At 68.2% G+C, this 15,117-nt stretch carries 20 protein-coding genes and 1 pseudogene; 10 read left to right on the top strand and 11 right to left on the bottom strand.

The window, feature by feature from the left end; genetic code table 11:
* The first annotated feature begins 177 nt into the window (after window positions 1-177).
* The 6 genes from U9983_RS10195 to U9983_RS10220 all read left to right on the top strand — a co-directional run bounded on the left by U9983_RS10195 (window position 178) and on the right by U9983_RS10220 (window position 5,075).
* Window positions 178-1,449: a hydrogenase small subunit gene (locus U9983_RS10195; RefSeq protein ID WP_322753773.1), complete on the top strand. Its 1,272-nt coding sequence runs from the start codon at window positions 178-180 to the stop codon at window positions 1,447-1,449.
* Window positions 1,446-3,188 carry a nickel-dependent hydrogenase large subunit gene (locus U9983_RS10200; RefSeq protein WP_322753774.1) on the top strand — a complete coding sequence of 581 codons (1,743 nt, stop codon included), beginning with the start codon at window positions 1,446-1,448 and terminating at the stop codon, window positions 3,186-3,188. Before U9983_RS10195 ends, U9983_RS10200 begins: the two co-directional genes overlap by 4 nt.
* A 38-nt stretch (window positions 3,189-3,226) precedes the next feature.
* Window positions 3,227-3,919, top strand: a complete 693-nt coding sequence (cybH, locus tag U9983_RS10205; protein WP_322753775.1) for a Ni/Fe-hydrogenase, b-type cytochrome subunit — start codon at window positions 3,227-3,229, stop codon at window positions 3,917-3,919.
* Window positions 3,920-3,990: 71 nt separating this feature from the next.
* Complete coding sequence (locus U9983_RS10210) at window positions 3,991-4,470, top strand: HyaD/HybD family hydrogenase maturation endopeptidase (protein ID WP_322753776.1); 480 nt, start codon at window positions 3,991-3,993, stop codon at window positions 4,468-4,470.
* Window positions 4,463-4,783: a hydrogenase/urease maturation nickel metallochaperone HypA gene (locus U9983_RS10215; RefSeq protein ID WP_322753777.1), complete on the top strand. Its 321-nt coding sequence runs from the start codon at window positions 4,463-4,465 to the stop codon at window positions 4,781-4,783. The genes U9983_RS10210 and U9983_RS10215 overlap by 8 nt, the downstream gene beginning before the upstream one ends.
* A 46-nt stretch (window positions 4,784-4,829) precedes the next feature.
* Window positions 4,830-5,075 (top strand): hypothetical protein, encoded by a 246-nt coding sequence (locus U9983_RS10220; protein WP_322753778.1) that lies wholly within the window; start codon window positions 4,830-4,832, stop codon window positions 5,073-5,075.
* A 69-nt stretch (window positions 5,076-5,144) separates the two neighbouring features.
* Here U9983_RS10220 and U9983_RS10225 read toward each other — a convergent pair whose 3' ends face one another.
* Together U9983_RS10225 and U9983_RS10230 are read right to left on the bottom strand one after the other, a co-directional pair.
* Window positions 5,145-5,423, bottom strand: coding sequence for a type II toxin-antitoxin system RelE/ParE family toxin (locus U9983_RS10225; protein ID WP_322749864.1), 279 nt, complete (start codon window positions 5,421-5,423; stop codon window positions 5,145-5,147).
* A complete protein-coding gene (locus U9983_RS10230) occupies window positions 5,420-5,692 on the bottom strand; it encodes a type II toxin-antitoxin system Phd/YefM family antitoxin (RefSeq protein WP_322753779.1) in 273 nt (90 codons plus the stop codon). Before U9983_RS10230 ends, U9983_RS10225 begins: the two co-directional genes overlap by 4 nt.
* 130 nt (window positions 5,693-5,822) lie before the next feature.
* On the opposite strand from U9983_RS10230, the gene U9983_RS10235 reads away from it, so the two are divergent.
* From U9983_RS10235 to U9983_RS10245, 3 genes are all read left to right on the top strand, one after another.
* Window positions 5,823-6,470 carry an ADP-ribosylglycohydrolase family protein gene (locus U9983_RS10235; RefSeq protein WP_322753791.1) on the top strand — a complete coding sequence of 216 codons (648 nt, stop codon included), beginning with the start codon at window positions 5,823-5,825 and terminating at the stop codon, window positions 6,468-6,470.
* 142 nt (window positions 6,471-6,612) lie between these two features.
* Window positions 6,613-6,891 (top strand): hypothetical protein, encoded by a 279-nt coding sequence (locus tag U9983_RS10240; protein ID WP_322753780.1) that lies wholly within the window; start codon window positions 6,613-6,615, stop codon window positions 6,889-6,891.
* Window positions 6,888-7,283, top strand: a complete 396-nt coding sequence (locus U9983_RS10245; RefSeq protein WP_322749867.1) for a type II toxin-antitoxin system VapC family toxin — start codon at window positions 6,888-6,890, stop codon at window positions 7,281-7,283. Before U9983_RS10240 ends, U9983_RS10245 begins: the two co-directional genes overlap by 4 nt.
* 181 nt (window positions 7,284-7,464) lie before the next feature.
* Here the strand turns inward: U9983_RS10245 and U9983_RS10250 are convergent, their stop codons facing one another.
* The 9 genes from U9983_RS10250 to U9983_RS10290 form a co-directional block, all read right to left on the bottom strand.
* Window positions 7,465-7,893 carry a type II toxin-antitoxin system VapC family toxin gene (locus U9983_RS10250; protein WP_322753781.1) on the bottom strand — a complete coding sequence of 143 codons (429 nt, stop codon included), beginning with the start codon at window positions 7,891-7,893 and terminating at the stop codon, window positions 7,465-7,467.
* Window positions 7,890-8,144 carry a type II toxin-antitoxin system prevent-host-death family antitoxin gene (locus U9983_RS10255; protein ID WP_322753782.1) on the bottom strand — a complete coding sequence of 85 codons (255 nt, stop codon included), beginning with the start codon at window positions 8,142-8,144 and terminating at the stop codon, window positions 7,890-7,892. Before U9983_RS10255 ends, U9983_RS10250 begins: the two co-directional genes overlap by 4 nt.
* A gap of 285 nt (window positions 8,145-8,429) precedes the next feature.
* Window positions 8,430-8,828 carry a PIN domain-containing protein gene (locus tag U9983_RS10260; protein ID WP_322753783.1) on the bottom strand — a complete coding sequence of 133 codons (399 nt, stop codon included), beginning with the start codon at window positions 8,826-8,828 and terminating at the stop codon, window positions 8,430-8,432.
* Window positions 8,810-9,097: a hypothetical protein gene (locus U9983_RS10265; protein ID WP_322753784.1), complete on the bottom strand. Its 288-nt coding sequence runs from the start codon at window positions 9,095-9,097 to the stop codon at window positions 8,810-8,812. Before U9983_RS10265 ends, U9983_RS10260 begins: the two co-directional genes overlap by 19 nt.
* A 190-nt stretch (window positions 9,098-9,287) precedes the next feature.
* On the bottom strand, window positions 9,288-9,587 hold the full coding sequence (locus U9983_RS10270) for a helix-turn-helix transcriptional regulator (RefSeq protein ID WP_322753785.1): 300 nt from the start codon (window positions 9,585-9,587) through the stop codon (window positions 9,288-9,290).
* Window positions 9,580-9,939 (bottom strand): type II toxin-antitoxin system RelE/ParE family toxin, encoded by a 360-nt coding sequence (locus U9983_RS10275; protein ID WP_322753786.1) that lies wholly within the window; start codon window positions 9,937-9,939, stop codon window positions 9,580-9,582. The genes U9983_RS10270 and U9983_RS10275 overlap by 8 nt, the downstream gene beginning before the upstream one ends.
* Window positions 9,940-10,042: 103 nt before the next feature.
* A complete protein-coding gene (locus U9983_RS10280; protein ID WP_322753787.1) occupies window positions 10,043-11,287 on the bottom strand; it encodes an MFS transporter in 1,245 nt (414 codons plus the stop codon).
* Window positions 11,288-11,354: 67 nt separating this feature from the next.
* Complete coding sequence (locus U9983_RS10285) at window positions 11,355-12,908, bottom strand: GMC family oxidoreductase (protein WP_322753788.1); 1,554 nt, start codon at window positions 12,906-12,908, stop codon at window positions 11,355-11,357.
* Window positions 12,909-13,073: 165 nt separating this feature from the next.
* Window positions 13,074-14,618, bottom strand: coding sequence for an MFS transporter (locus U9983_RS10290; protein ID WP_322753789.1), 1,545 nt, complete (start codon window positions 14,616-14,618; stop codon window positions 13,074-13,076).
* 213 nt (window positions 14,619-14,831) lie between these two features.
* Between U9983_RS10290 and U9983_RS10295 the strand changes: the two are divergent.
* Window positions 14,832-15,117: pseudogene (locus tag U9983_RS10295) on the top strand (cytochrome P450); the annotation flags it as partial.

Consider the following 15,117-nt stretch of genomic DNA (forward strand, 5'->3'; position numbering starts at 1 on the left):
CCCGTGACGCCCCGGCCTAGATTTCTAAAGGCCGCCGGCCACCGGCCGCAGGCCGTACGACGAGCACCATGATCGTGCGGCCGCTGGCCGACCAGCGCCTGCGTTGTGCCGCCTGCGAACGCGCATTCGAACACGGCGGCACCCGACATCCAGTTGAAGCCCGGTGGGAGGCAAGCCATGAACGGCAGCTATGGGGCGGTTGCGGCGGGCGAGGCACACGGAACGTCACCGCCGGGCGACGGGGTCTGGGGCGGGGCGTCGGGCGGTTCGCTGGCCGCGCGGCTCACCGAGGCCGGGGTGCAGCGGCGGTCGATCCTGAAGTTCTGCGCGGGGGTGGTCGCCACCCTCGCCCTGCCGCCCCAGCTCGCTCCCCGGGTCGCCGCCGCGCTGGACAGGGTCGGCCGCCCCGCCGTCGTGTGGCTGGAGTTCCAGGACTGCGCCGGTGACAGCGAGGCGTTTCTGCGCTCGCGCAATCCGTCCGTCGCCGATCTCATCCTGGGGATGATCTCACTTGATTATCACGAGACCGTAATGGCGGCTGCCGGCGTCGACGCCGAGGACGCCCGGGACAAGGCGGTGGCGCGGGGCGGGCATCTTGTCGTCGTCGAGGGCTCGGTGCCGCTCGGCATCCCGGGGTCGTGCACGATCGGGGGCCGATCGGCCGAGGAGATACTGAACAGCTGCGTGCGCGGCGCGGCCGGGATCATCAACGTCGGCACCTGCTCGGCGTTCGGCGGGATCCCCGCCGCCGGCCCGAACCCGACCGGCGCGGTCCGTGTGGAGGACGTCGTCGGCGGGGTCGAGGTCGTCAACCTCACCGGCTGCCCGGTCAACGCCGACAACCTCACCGCTACGATCGTCCACTATCTGACCTTCGGTGCGTTCCCGGCCCGGGACGGTTTCGGCCGCCCGCTGTTCGCCTACGGGGAACGCATCCACGACACCTGCGCGCGTCGCGGCCACTTCGACGCGGGCCAGTTCGCCCAGGAATGGGGCGACGAGGGTCACCGTAAGGGCTGGTGTCTGTACCGACTCGGCTGCAAGGGGCCGAGCACATTCCACAACTGTCCCAGTGTCCGTTACAACGGCGGCACGTCCTGGCCGGTGGCGGCCGGACACGGCTGCGTGGGATGTTCCGAGCCCGCTTTCTGGGACACGATGTCGCCCTTTTACGACCGGCTCCCGCACGTGGCGACCCGGGACTTCAGCCTTACGGCGGACAGGATCGGTCTGGGTGTTCTCGCGGCGACCGCGACCGGCTTCGCGGCGCACGGGGTCGGAAAGGTCATCCAACACCGGGTGGCCGCGGCCCGCGCGACCGGCATCGCACGCACTGCCACGGACGTCCAGGATGCAGCCGCTGACACAGCCACTGACACAGCCACTGCCGCCGCGCAACCCGTTGCCGCGCAACCCGATGCCGACGGTAAAGGCGGTCAGGCGACATGAGCCGGCTGGTTATCGACCCGGTGACCCGGATCGAGGGTCATCTGCGCGTCGAGGTGCAGGTAGACGCCGGCCGGGTCACCGAGGCGTACGCGTCCTCGACGATGTGGCGCGGCATCGAGACGATCGTCGAAGGCCGGGACCCGCGGGACGCCTGGCTGTTCGCACAGCGGATCTGCGGTGTCTGCACCACCGTGCACGCGCTGGCCTCGGTGCGGGCCGTCGAGGATGCCGTCGGCGCGGTCCCGCCGCGCAACGCCCGGCTACTGCGTGAGATCATCGCCGCGGCGCTGTTCGTCCACGATCATGTCGTGCACTTCTACCACCTGCAGGCGCTGGACTGGATCGACCCGACCGCGGCGCTGAAGGCCGACCCCGCGCGTACCGCCTCGCTCGCCCAGTCGATCTCGGACTATCCGCGCTCGAGCGCGAAGCTGTTCGCCTCGGTACAGGCTCGGCTCGGGGCATTCCTGGCGAGCGGGAACATCGGGCCGTTCACGAACGGATACTGGGGGCATTCCGCCTATCGGCTGAGCCCGGAGCTGAACCTACTGGCATTCAGTCACTATCTTGACGCGCTGGATTTTCAGCGTGAATATGTCAGGGTTCACGCGCTTCTCGGCGGCAAGAATCCGCATCCGCAGACCTATGTCGTCGGCGGCATGGCGTCCCCGATCGACCTCACGAGCCAGGAGGCGATCAACGACAACACGCTGGCGGAGCTCGCCCAACTGTTGACGCGGGGGCTGGATTTCGTCGACAAGGTGTTCCTGCCTGATCTGTACGCGATAGCCGCCGGCTACCCCGAGTGGACGAGGTACGGCGCCGGGTTGGGCTCGTACATGGTGTTCGGGGATTTCGCCCAGGCACCGCAGCCCAAGGGCCGACCGCAGGCAGGCGGTCTGTTTCCCGGCGGGATCATCCGGGACGCGAACCTGTCGTCGGTCGAACCGTTCGACCCGGCCCGGATAGCCGAGTCCGTCGCCCACTCGTGGTTCCGCTACGACAACGTGAGCGACAAGGCGGGCCACGGCGCGGGCGCCGCGCTTGCTCCGTGGAAGGGCCAGACCACCCCGGACTACACCGGCCCCAAGCCACCCTTCGCCCATCTCGACGTCGACGGGAAGTACTCGTGGCTGAAGGCACCGCGCTACGACGGAATCGCTGTGGAGGTCGGCCCGCTGGCCCGCATGCTGGTCGGCTACGCCTCGGGTGACGCCCGCATCCGGCCGCTGGTAAAGGGTGCGCTGGACCGGCTCCAACTCCCGCCCACGGCGTTGATGTCGACACTCGGGCGGGTGCTGGCCCGCGGTCTGGAGACCAAGCTGATGGCGCAGTACTCGCTGGAACTCCTCGACCGGCTGCGGGACAACGTCGGCTCGGGCGATCTGACGATCGCGGACACCAGCAAGTGGCATCCCTCGACGTGGCCGGCCGGGCGGGCCCGCGGCGTCGGCTTCCATGAGGCGCCCCGGGGCTCGTTGTCGCACTGGGTCGTCATCACCAACGAACGGATCAGCAACTACCAGGCCGTGGTCCCCACGACCTGGAACGCCAGCCCCCGCGACGAGCGGGGTAACCCGGGTGCCTACGAGTCCGCACTGGTAGGCACACCCGTGCTCGACCCGCGGCGGCCGCTGGAGGTGCTGCGCACGCTGCACTCGTTCGACCCCTGCATGGCCTGCGCGGCGCACGTGTACGACGCGGACGGCCGCGACATCGTCCGGGTGCGGGTCCAGTGACCGCCGCCGCGCCAGACGGATCCGTGTCGGGTGGATCCGTGTCGGGCGGATCCGTGCCGGTGAAGGTGGCACCCGGGCGGGAGACCTTCGCCCGGGTGCGGGTCTGGGACCTGCCGGTGCGGGTGGTGCACTGGCTGCTCGTGCTGGCGCTGGTGGTGCTCAGCGTGACGGGTTTCCTGATCGGGAACCCGCAGCTGCGTCTCGGCGGTGACGCCTACTGGGTCACCTGGGTGAAAACGGTCCACGAGGTCACCGCGTTCGTCTTCATCGATCTGATCCTCGCGCGGGTCGCCTGGCATGTCCTGTCACCCAACCGCTGGTCGCGGTGGACGGAGTGGATCCCCAGCACCCGCGAACGCCGGCGCCTGATCATCCCGTCGCTGCGCTTCTACCTGTTCATCGACCGTGAGGCGCCCGAGGTCGTCGGGCACAACCCGCTCGCCGGGATGACCTACGTCGTGCTCTACACGATGTTCGCCGTCGAGATACTGACCGGAGTCGCGCTGTGGGGCGTGGAAGGCAGGAGCTGGGCCGCCTTTCTCACCGGATGGGTGTTCCACCTGGTCTCGTTGCCGACGATTCGGCTCATCCACCATATGATCATGTGGCTGACCTGGGGATTCATGATTCACCATCTGTACAGCGCCATGCTGGTCGACCGGGTCGAGGGGACGGGCGTGATCTCCTCGATTTTCTCCGGTTCCAAGTTTCTGCCGAAGGACCGGCTGTGATCGGGGCAGTTCCCGCCGGGGGAGAGCGCTGCGGGGGAGGGGCCGCAGCGGGAGCTGCTGGGGACGAGGCGGTGGCGCCCGTTCTGGTCCTGGGTATCGGCAACGAGCTGCTGGGTGACGACGGCGTCGGCGTGGTCGCGGCCCGGCGGCTGGCGGCGGTGCCGAACCCGGGCGTGGAGGTTCTCGACGGCGGGACCCTCGGGCTCATGCTCATGCCCTACCTCGCCGGCCGCCGCGCGGTGCTCGTCCTCGACGCGGTGTCGAGCGCGCAGGGCAGGCCGGGCGATGTGATCGTCATCGGTGACGGTGATGTCCGACGCGGCCACGGGGTGCGCGCGACCGCGCACGACGTCGGCCTTGTGGACGCCCTGTCGGCCGCGGAGCTCGCGGGCTGCGCCCCGCGCCATGTCGCGCTGGTCGGCGTCGTGCCCGAGTCCATCGCGGACCGTTGGGGGCTCAGCCCGCTGGTCGACTCCAGGGTCACGGCGATGGTGGCCGCGGCCCGGACCATCCTGGCGAGCTGGGGAGTGGCGGTGCCCGCAGATGCATGAGGCCGGTCTCGCCCGGGCGGCGGTCGCCGCGCTCGTGGAGGCGAGCGCGGGAGCGGCGGTGCGCACGGTGGTGCTCGCGGTCGGTACCGGTGTCGACATCGACTCCGCCGCCGCGGCCTGGCACGGTGCCGCCACCGGCACCTGCCTGCAAGCCAGTCAGGTGGAATGGCGGACCGCGGTCGACCGGCTACGCTGCTTCGCCTGCGCGCGGGAGTACGACGGTGGCCGTCTCGATGCATGCCCGTCCTGCGGCGGCAACGGGATCGTCATCGCGGCAGCGGACGAACTGACCGTCGTCGACTGGACGACCTGAGCCGACCGGAAAGCAGGCCGCACGGTCGGCAGGCCGCCCTGACCCCGTGCTGTCGTCTCGATCGGAATCCGGCCTGGTAGTCGCCGGGGCTTCGACCGGCGCTGGCGGCGGCTACCGGACGACGGCGGACTCGGCTGTGGGCGCGGGCGAGGTCCGGGCGGGCGGGCTCACGGACGCGGAACGGGAGGAGCTGGACCGGATCCGTGACGAGAACCGACGGCTGTGGGCGGAGCGGGACGTCCTGCGGAAGGGCGCGGCCATCGAGACGACGGAATCCGGTCGGAACGGCTGAGATTCGCCGCGTTGTCGCGGCCTGCGGCGCAGGTGCTGGTCGGGAGCGTTCGAGGGCTTGCGTTGCAGGTCACAGTGGTCGGTAGGCGTCTCGGCGGTGCTCGACACGGAGGACGACGACTTCGTGTTTGTCTTCGTTGATTCTGTAGAGGATGCGGTAGGTGCCTCGTCGGGCAGCCCAGATTCCTTCGAGGTCGAAGCGCAGGGGTTTTCCGACTCTGTGGGGGGCGGTGACCAACGCGGTGGTGAGGAATTCGACGGCGGCGGTGGCGACGGCCTCGGGTAGCTGGTTGGTGAGGGCGCGTGGGGCGGGTGGGGTGAGGACGAGCTCGTAGTCGGTGTCGTTCACCTGAGCAGGTCGCGTACGGCCGCGGTGCCGCGCAGGACGTCGCCGCCGGCGTATGCCTGGTCGGCTTCGCGGATGTCTGCCAGTGCCTGCGGGTCGCGTAGGACGTCGATGGTTTCTTCCATCTGGGCGAGGTCTTCGGGGCTGATCAGTACGGCGGCGGCGTGGCCGTTGCGGGTCAGCACGATCCGTTCGTGCTGCCCCTCGACCCGGTCGACGAACTCGGACAGGTGGTCGCGGACGGTGCGGAGCGACTCGATCGTGATGGCCACAATTGTGGCCCCTGGGCTGTTCGGCGTCCACCCTCCTAATCTGCTGCGGGTGAGCCTGATCGCGTTGCCTCGGGCGCGTGGACACGGCTCGCACCCGATGATCTGCTGAGTAAGCGACCGTGCCGACGGGATACCCGGCCTCGGCCCGTCCACCCGGGCGGCGATCGGCCGGTTCCGACGCACCGGTCAACTGCCGGACGCAGGCAACACCAACGGCGGCCCCATGCGCGTTCTGCCGGTCGGCTGGTCCACCCCGCCCCGGGCTGCCGAACCGCGCCGCATTTCGGCACTCGAATTGACCCGGGCCACCCACGCCGGCCGGGAAGCCCAGGCCGCGGCGTTGGTCGCCGCGTCGTGCGCGTCCTGGTCGCTGGCTGTCGAACAGCCGCGGCAGTTGATCGACATCGCTGTCACCGAGGCTGCGGTGAGCACGGGCCGACTCGGTGCGGACCCCTCACTGCTCCTGATGCTCCGAGCCGTGGCCGCCGGCACGTGGTCCCCTCCAAACAGCGGCATCGGCCTTGATCCCTACGAGACCGTGGCCGCCGTTCTGCACTGCGTGCACACCGCCACATCGCTGCCCGACGGCATCACCCGCGCTGTTCTTCTCGGCGGCGACACCGACACGGTCGCCGCGCTCACTGCCGGCCTGCTCGGCGCCTGGCACACCGCCGCCGAAGTCCGCGTTCTACTCCCGTGGAGCACCCGCGTCATCCTGCCGCCATCCGACACGGTCACTCGTCTCGCGGTCGGGCTCACCGCGTTGCGTCACAGCTGACCCACCCCGTTCATAGCGTGCTGTTATCGTGACGCATCTCGTAGTCAACGCTGTTGACGGCATTCCGCCCATCTTTGATCTTGTGGGGACGGTAAGCGTCCTTCGCTTGATCGTGCCTGCGTTATGAAGGCATAATGCATGCATGCCTGTTGCTGTGACAATCCGCGAGGTGCCGGAAGACGTCCGAGACGCGCTGGGTGCATATGCCCGGCAGCAGGGCCAGTCCCTCCAGGGTTTCCTGCTTGGACTGCTCACGCGCCAAGCCCGGTTCGCGCGGAACCAGGGGATCCTGGCCGCCGTCGAGCGGGAGCTGGCGACAGGAGACGGTGCGGACGCCGCGGCTCCGGACGCCGCGCAGGTTCTGGCGACCGCCCGCCCCGAACGTGGTGGCCAGCCGTCCGGGGCCAGCGAGGTCGAATGATCGTCGTCGATGCCTCCGTTCTGGCGAACGCGCTTGTTTACGCCGACGACCGTGGCCGAGGGGCACGGGAGGCCCTGGAACGTGACGCCGAGTGGGCCGCGCCCGAACACTGGCAGGTCGAGGTGTTCTCCGTTGTGCGAGGGCTCGCGCTCGGCAAGAAGATCAGTGACGACCTGGCGCGCCGTACCGTCACGCGGCTCTCTCAGCTCGGCGTCGACCATGTACCTGTCGACCTTCTCCTGCCGCGCATGTGGCAACTGCGTTTCGGTATTAGTGCCTACGACGCGGCGTATGTCGCTCTCGCGGAGGCTCGGGACCTCACGTTGGTGACGTCGGACGGCCGGTTGGCAAAGGCCGCGACGCCGTTCTGCGCCGTGCACCTGGTGGGGTAGCGAAGCGTGTTCTCGCGGGTTGCCGCGCCGCCGCTGAGGATCTTGCGGTGCGCGACTGCGCGACTGGACTCCGGCGGCCAGCAGCAAGGGAGTACGTGATTGTGGCTCTTGTCGCGCGTTCGGAGGCTCCAAGGGTCGGCGGCCTCAAGGAGTAAGGTCTCGTCCACACTGAGCGGCTGGGTCATGAACCGCTTGTGTCGACCGTTGCCATGCCGAGTTCACGGCAGGCTTGCAGGAGCATCCTGTTCCCGGCGGCGACGACCAGCTCCGGTGACGCCAGCTGTTCGGCTGCCGCGCAGTGGACCGCGTCGTACTCTCGCAGTCCCAGATCGTGAGCGAGGATCGCGGCCCTGCGAATGAGACGGTCGTCCACCGTAACCACGTCGAACGCGCTGAACAGCTGCTCCAGGGACGTCATCGCTTCGCTGTGCGTTGTGTCGTCAATCCGTCGCATCCGTTTGGCCTGGGCGAGGGCTGCGGCTGTCTCGACGTAGAGCAGCCGCGACGAGACGACATGATCGGATTTCTCCCAGAGTCGGCTGGCCTGAGGTGTGCCCGATTCGGAGATCAGCAGTGGTATGAACGCCGACGTGTCGAAGTAGCGGATCATCGTTGCTGGTCGTTGACCAGCTCGCTCACCGAACCTGTCGCGTGGACCGGGCTCGGCTGGCTACGCGTCCTGGTATGAGCAGGTTCGATCAGCCCCTCAGCGATGAGTTGTTCGAGAACTGTCGGCTGGTGCACGGGCACGATACGGGCGATCGGCCGTCCATGATCGGTGATGGTTATCGTGTGACCGGCTCGCACATCGGCAAGGTGATGGCTCAGGCCGTCCCGCAACTCCCGAATACCAACGTTCACGTGTGGCGCTCCGCTGGCTCCAGCCGCCTTGGCTCCGGTGGCTTTGGCTCCAGCGACACGGACTCAAGTGGCCATAATGACCATGGCTAGTGTAGCCACCAGCGGATCTAGGCGTCTACGGCGGAACCGAAACTTACACGCAGCCGAGTACCTGGGCGTTATCGTGACGAACATCGTAGTCAACGCTGTTGACGGCACTTCACCCTGATTTGATCTTGTGGAAGCGGCGATCCAATCGCCACGATCGCGCCAACACCCGCGTGGTGACGTGGCCCTCGCGGTTGGTCAGATGGTGAAGAGCCGGAGCTTGACACCGATGGAGTCGGCGAGGTGATTCAGATCATCGGGATCGCTGGTGACCACCGAGGCCTGGTACCGGACGGCGGTCGCGACGACGATCGCGTCCACGACATCGGCGGTCCCGCCGGCGCCGCAGGCAACACCGGCGGCGCGACCGGTTGGCCCATCATCGGGGCGGATGTCGCAGCCCTTGAGGACGCGGGAGACCTGGTGCTGCGGGCCGCCGCGCCAGGCTTGGGCAAGGACCACCACCGGCACGATCGGGCGGATGCGAGCGGCGGTCAGTTCGTCGTGCAGGGCGAGGAAATCGGGATTGCGCCGTTCGGCGGCCAACAGAGCGCCGGTGTCGTAGACGATCGTGCGCACTACCCGGCTGCCCGCCATGGTTCGTCGTCGAGCAGCCCGGCCTCCATCAGGAACTCGCGGGCGCGTTGCCGGGACCCCTCGGGCAGCGTGCCGTGCTCGTTTTCGTACTCGGCCACCATCTCCCGCGCGGCTGCGCGGCCTGCCGCGTGCAGGGCGGCGATGTGAGCCTTCTCGACGGCAGCCTCGGCAAGCCACGTCGACACCGGCTTGCCCTCGTCGGCAGCCGCAGCTCTGATCGTCTCTTCGATCTCAGGCGGCACCGAGATCGACAGCTTCCGTACGGTCATGGCTATACCATAGCGCGCGGTAGGAACACCTTCCTACCGTTGTCACGACTCCATGGCGAAGGGAACCGTTGGTCGTGCCGGACGTGGGGCGCTGGAAAAGCGGTCCGCATCGTAACCCCACAGCCCCAGATCATGGGCGAGAACCGCGGCAGGTTCAGGGAGCGCAGGGGCGGCGACGGCGTCCGGCGGGCTACGCGACGTGAGACCGGGGCGTAACCCGGACGACCAGGTCTGCGTCGAGAGCATCAGCGAGCCGGTCGAGAACAGGCAGGGTAGGCACCGTGCCGCCGGCCTCGAACCGCGCCACCGCTGACTGTGTCATGCCAGCCGCCCGCGCGAGCTCGGTCTGGCTCCAGCCTCGCTGCTGGCGCAACTGGCGGACACCACGGCCGAGTTCGAACGCCAGCCGGGTGGCCTGGTAAGCCTCCTGCGCGCCAGGCTCGTTCATCCGCCGGTCCCGCAGCTGCGCCCATTCGATCCGCTCAGTCACTGTCCCCGTCCTCCTCGTCTAAGGTGTGCTCCTCGGCCAGGCAGCGTGCTAGGGCTCGCCTGGCCCGGGCGACCTCTCCGACCTCCCGCATCCGGGTCTTGACGAACATCGTCAACAGCACCACCCGTCGCCCCGAGGCAAGCCAGTACGTGACCCGGACCGCCTGTCGGTCCACGTGGAACCGCAACTCCCGGAGCTTGCCGTCGAGTTGCCGTGTGTAGGGCTCACCCAACAACGGCCCCTGCTCAGCCAGTAGATCGATATAGAACGCCGCCGTAGCAAAGTGCGCTGTGGGCAACTGCTCCAGCCAGTCCCGGACCTCCGGCTCCAACTCGACGGTACCCCAAGGCATAGCAGTGACGCTATAGCATGCCCGGCGGCGGTTCGTATGACGTCCGCTGCCGCGACGCCTTGCTCGGCGAGGGCACGGCCCACGGCCCACGGTCAGGTTTTGATCATTTGTATCGGAGGCGGGCCGCGATCGCGGGGTCGGGTCGCGGGTGGATGGCAGCCGGGCTCGGTCGAAGCCGCGCCACGAGGAATGACAGCAGTCCCATGGCGACGGCGACAGCGGCGGTGGCGCCAAACACGGTGGCCAGGCTGATTCCGTGTGCGTGCAGGGGGCCGACGCCGAAGGCGGCGATGCCGTAGCCGAGCTGGTAGCAGGCGATGACGGTGCCCGACACCGTCGCCGGGATGGCGGTGAGTTCCTCCTGGCCGAAGCTGATCGTGAGTGGCAGCAACGCGGAGCAGCCGAGGCCGGCCAGCCCGAACGTCAGCACACCCATGGCCGGCGCGTCCGCTGGGAGTACAGAAATGCTCACAAATGCGACGGCGAGGACGAAGGGCAGCAGGTGGAATGCCCACCGGGCCGGGAACCAGCGTTGGATGGCCGCGAACAGCACCCGCCCACCGGTGACGGCTGCCCAGAACGCGGTGAGGGCGAGGGAGGCCACAGTGGTTGACGCACCCAGCTCACCGGTCATGTCCAGTTGAGCCCAGTTACCGTTGACCGTCTCGCACAGACCGTAGACGACCGCGAACGCCGCGTAGACCCACAGCCGGGCGGGCAGGCCAGCCCCGACCCGGGTGGCCCCGGCGCCTTCGGCGGCCTCGCGCGTCTGCGCCCGCAGGGGGAGGCGCAGGCTTATCACCAGAAGAATTGCGAGCAGGATGGCCGACATCAGCGGGAGGCCCCACCACAGGCCCAGGCCGACGAACACGGCGACGAACACCGGGGCGAGCATCGTGCCGAGACCGAGCAGGGCGTTGAGCGTGAGAATGGACGCGTCGACGGCCCGGGGGTGAAACGCGGCGGTGAACGTGTTCAGCGCGGGTACTGTAAGGCCGAATCCGGCGCCCAGGCTCGCCGTCGCCAGCAGCAGCATTCCGTAGGCGACGGACTGTTCCGCGGTGAACAGCTGGCTGAGGACGAGCAGCGTCATGGATACCAGACCGGCGCACAGGCCGGCCAGATACACCCGCTTCGTGCCGAAACGCCGGCCCAGGCGCGCACCCAGCAGCGCGGCGGTGACGGCCGTGACGACCTGCGGGAGGAACATGCTCCCGTACTGCGTGCTCGACAGGTCGTATCTGTCCGGGTCGGTGAAGATGGCGCTCGCGGCGGGAAAGGTCACCAGCGTAATGCCCTGCGCGGCACCGGCCGCGTAGATGACGGTCGTTTCGGTCCTGCTGGCCATGCATCCTCGCCATCGCCATCCGGTATCCGGTATCCGTCCGGTACCGGTTCTTGCCCGGTCGCCCGCGTTACTGCAGCCGCTCACACAGGTGCTCGCCGACTCGGATGGCGTTGGCCATGGCGGTGAGTGCCGGATTCACCGCGCCGATGCTGGGAAAGAAGCTGGTGTCGACGACGTAGAGATTGTCGAGTTCATGGGCCTTGCAGTTCACGTCGAGCACCGACGTCGCGGGATCGGTGCCGAACCGGGCGCTGCCGGCCTGGTGCGCGACACCGGCGATCTCGATGTTCATGGACATGTAGAAGTTCTTCCGGAGCACGTGGTGCGCGGACATGCCGATGTGATTGAGAATCTTCTTCAGCTGGTGGTACAGGTGACCGGCCTCGTCGTTGTTGGTCGGGGTATAGGCGAGGCGGACGTTGCCGTCGGGCGCCAGGGTGACGCGGTTTTCCGGGCGGGGGATGTCCTCGGTGCTCAGCCAGAAGTCGACGGCATGCCTGGCCGTCTCTTCCAGGCTCCGTTTCGGGGCCAGCTTGGTGAGCGTCGGTTCTTCGCCACGCATGGCCGCCGCGTTCGACTTGCCCACCATCTGGATGCTGCCGGCCGGCCACGGGTAGTCATCGCTACCGAAGTAGAAATCGTTCAGTCCGAGGGTCTTCTGGAAGACCGTCTCATTGGGCTCGTCGGAAAGAGCGACCACGGCCTTGGAATTGTGGAACATGTAGTTTCGGCCGACCTGGTCCGAGCCGTTCGCCAACCCGTGGGGGTGGGAGTCACCGGCCGAGGCGAGCAGGATTTTGGCGCTGTTCGCGGCGCCGGCGCAGAGGGCCACGATGTCGGCCTCGTAGACCTCGTGACCGCCGTTGCGGGACACGACGACACCGGTAACGATGCGGCCGGTCGGGTCGGTCTCCAGCCTGATGACCTCGGCGTTGACGAGGAGCGTGACATTCGGTCGGTCCAGCAGCGGCCGCACCGCGATCACCTCCGCATCGGACTTGGCGTGCACCAGACACGGATACCCGTCGCACCACGCACAGCGGATACATGCGCTTTTCGCCCGGTCCGTCTCGTCGAGCAGGATTCCGCACGGCGCGTGGAAGGGCTGGTATCCGCCGGTTTTCAGATCATTGAAGATCTGTTGCAGCCGTGGTTCATGGGAGACCGCCGGCCAGGGGTACTCTTTGCTCCAATGGCCTTCGGTGGGATCATCACCGTGGTTTCCATGGACCTGGTAGAGCCACTCCGCCCTCGTGTACCACGGTTCGAAGTCGTCGTAGGACAGCGGCCAGGACGGCGAGACGCCGTCAACATGACGCACCGTGGCGAAATCCTGTGGCCGCAGTCGGTAGAGCGCTGCCCCGTACAGCTTGGTGGCACCCCCCACGAAATAGTGGACCTGCGGCTGAAACGCCTTGCCGTCGGCGTCGTACCAGGTTTCGGCGGAAATATACCGGCCGTCGACGAACACCTCCGCGGGATCCCAGTTCGCCGTCTCCCGCGGCAGATAGTCGCCCCGTTCCAGCAGCAGAATCTTTTTGCCTGAGAGGGCGAGTGTGTGCGCGAGCGTCCCGCCGCCCGCGCCGGTCCCGACGATGATGACGTCATAGCGTTCGGGCACCGCTCATTCTCCTTTATAGTGGATCGATTTATGTGGATCGATGTATGTTGCGGGCCGCCGAGCGGTTGGATGAAGACAGGCGGCGCTGTGCGGTACAACGCTAGGCGGTTTCGCCGCCGTCGTACTCACCCGATCGGGATGACATTCACGGCCCGTCGTGGCTCATCACCCTGCGGCTGGCCGATCTGTCCCGGCTGCGGTGTAGCGCAGCGCGGGCGCCCGGGATTCGTCCGGGCCGCACAACGGCGCAGCTTCCAGGGGGCAGCGGTGGACGCTGACGGCGGGCCGCCGCGTGGGGGCCGGCCGTCGGATCGTGAGGAAGGCGAGCAGGCCCCCGGTCACGCACATCCCCGCTGTGATCCACATGGCGGTGTGGAAACCGGCTGCCAGCTCGTCGGGGTTGGCGTAGGCGCTCGCGGAGATGCCCGCGACGACGGGCAGAGCGGCCACCGCGACAAGGCCTGCCACCCGGGAGACGTCGTTGTTGACCGCGGAGGCCACCCCCGCGTGTCGATCGCTGGCGGCGGCGAGGACCGTGGACGTCAGCGGCGCCACCGTCAGCGACAGCCCCAGCCCGAACACGGTCATCGCCGGCAGCACGGTACCGAGGTAGGTGCTCCCGGCGTCGACACGGGTGAGCAGCGCCAGGCCGGTACCGGCGACGATGGGGCCGACGGTCATGGGCAGGCGGGGCCCGATGCGCTGGGCGAGGCGGCCGGCCCGGGCCGACAGGGTCAGCATCAGGATCGTGACCGGCAGCAGGGCGGCTCCTGCCGCTATGGGCGAGAACCCGGCGACCTTCTGCAGGACGACCGGAAGCAGGAAGATCGAGCCCCCCAGCGCGCCGTAGACGACGAACGTCACCAGGTTGGCGGAGCTGAACTGGCGGGAGGAGAAGATCTCCAGCGGCAGCATCGGATGGGGGCTGCGTGCCTCCACCACGACCATCGCCACCAGCGCCGCGACCCCGCCGATACCGGTGACGAGCACGGCCGGGGATCCCCAGCCCAGCGTGCTGCCCTCGGTGAGCGCGTAGATCACGCCGGCCAGGCCCAGCGCTGCCAGGAGCGCCCCGGGCAGGTCGAGGCCGGCGGCCGGAGCGGGATTACGGGTTTCGGGCACATGGCGCACCGACACCCAGACCACGACGGCGGCGAGCGGAAGGTTGATCAGGAAGATCAGCCGCCAGGAGACGGCCTGGACCAGCCAGCCCCCGAGAAACGGGCCGATGGCGATGGCAACGCCACCCAGACCCGACCAGGCACCGATCGCCGCCGAACGGTCGTCGGGATGGAAGCTCGCTTCGATGATCGCCAGACTGCCGGGGGTCAGCAGAGCGCCACCGAACCCCTGGAGTGCCCGGGCCGCGATCAGCAGGCTGGCCGTCGGGGCGACCGCACACAGCAGCGAGGCGGCGGCGAACCACAGCACACCGATGAGGAACACCCGGCGCCGGCCGTAGCTGTCACCGAGCGAGCCGCCGAGCAGGAGAAAGCCGGCAAGGGTGAGGGTGTAGGCGTTAACCGTCCATTGCAGCCCTGCCAGGCCGGTGTCGAGGTCCGCGCCGATCCGGGGGAGGGCGATGTTGACGACGGTGGCGTCGAGCGCGGCGATGCTCGACCCGAGCACCGTGGCGAGCAGCACCCAGCGTCCGGCCGGCGAAGCGTAACGAAGGTTGATATCCGTGGCCCCATCCTCCACCAACGTCATGAACGCGACCACCGGACAGCGGTTGTTTGAACGGGTGGTGGCTGTTCGAACAACCGCGTTGACACACTCAATCAAACGATAGAACTCGGCCGGCGAATCTTGACGTTCGACGCCGGTGGGATCCAGCATGACGCGTGTCCTTCGCGGGTGCCACCTGCGCACGCCCGGTCGATTGGCTACACCGCCGGTTCTCCTCACCGAACGGAGTTGCACGTGGACCTCGCCGGCACTCGGCACATCACCGCTGCCGCGGTCGAAGAAACCACCAGCGTTCAGCACGCTGTCATCGACGCTTTCACGCCCGCATGGCGGCACGACCCGTACCGCAGTTATGACGTTCTGCGCGCTGCCGGTCCGTTTGTCCCGGGGCTGCTCGGCCCACACCTTGTACCGGGCTACGCCGAATGCGACGCCATCTTGCAGAATCCGGCCTGGAGCCACGCTGAGGAGTCCGAGCTGCTCCACCCGGACAGCGACGTGGAGCTGCCCGGATCCTTCC

Origin of the sequence: Protofrankia sp. Cas3, from assembly GCF_963555955.1 — a bacterium.
Classification (GTDB): Bacteria; Actinomycetota; Actinomycetes; order Frankiales; family Frankiaceae; genus Protofrankia.

Coding starts and splice junctions, on each gene's coding strand:
- U9983_RS10195 (WP_322753773.1), top strand. CDS start 178: ATGAACGGCAGCTATGGGGCGGTTGCGGCGGGCGAGGCACACGGAACG.
- U9983_RS10200 (WP_322753774.1), top strand. CDS start 1,446: ATGAGCCGGCTGGTTATCGACCCGGTGACCCGGATCGAGGGTCATCTG.
- U9983_RS10215 (WP_322753777.1), top strand. CDS start 4,463: ATGCATGAGGCCGGTCTCGCCCGGGCGGCGGTCGCCGCGCTCGTGGAG.
- U9983_RS10240 (WP_322753780.1), top strand. CDS start 6,613: ATGCCTGTTGCTGTGACAATCCGCGAGGTGCCGGAAGACGTCCGAGAC.
- U9983_RS10245 (WP_322749867.1), top strand. CDS start 6,888: ATGATCGTCGTCGATGCCTCCGTTCTGGCGAACGCGCTTGTTTACGCC.
- U9983_RS10250 (WP_322753781.1), bottom strand. CDS start 7,893: ATGATCCGCTACTTCGACACGTCGGCGTTCATACCACTGCTGATCTCC.
- U9983_RS10260 (WP_322753783.1), bottom strand. CDS start 8,828: ATGGCGGGCAGCCGGGTAGTGCGCACGATCGTCTACGACACCGGCGCT.
- U9983_RS10265 (WP_322753784.1), bottom strand. CDS start 9,097: ATGACCGTACGGAAGCTGTCGATCTCGGTGCCGCCTGAGATCGAAGAG.
- U9983_RS10275 (WP_322753786.1), bottom strand. CDS start 9,939: ATGCCTTGGGGTACCGTCGAGTTGGAGCCGGAGGTCCGGGACTGGCTG.
- U9983_RS10280 (WP_322753787.1), bottom strand. CDS start 11,287: ATGGCCAGCAGGACCGAAACGACCGTCATCTACGCGGCCGGTGCCGCG.
- U9983_RS10290 (WP_322753789.1), bottom strand. CDS start 14,618: ATGACGTTGGTGGAGGATGGGGCCACGGATATCAACCTTCGTTACGCT.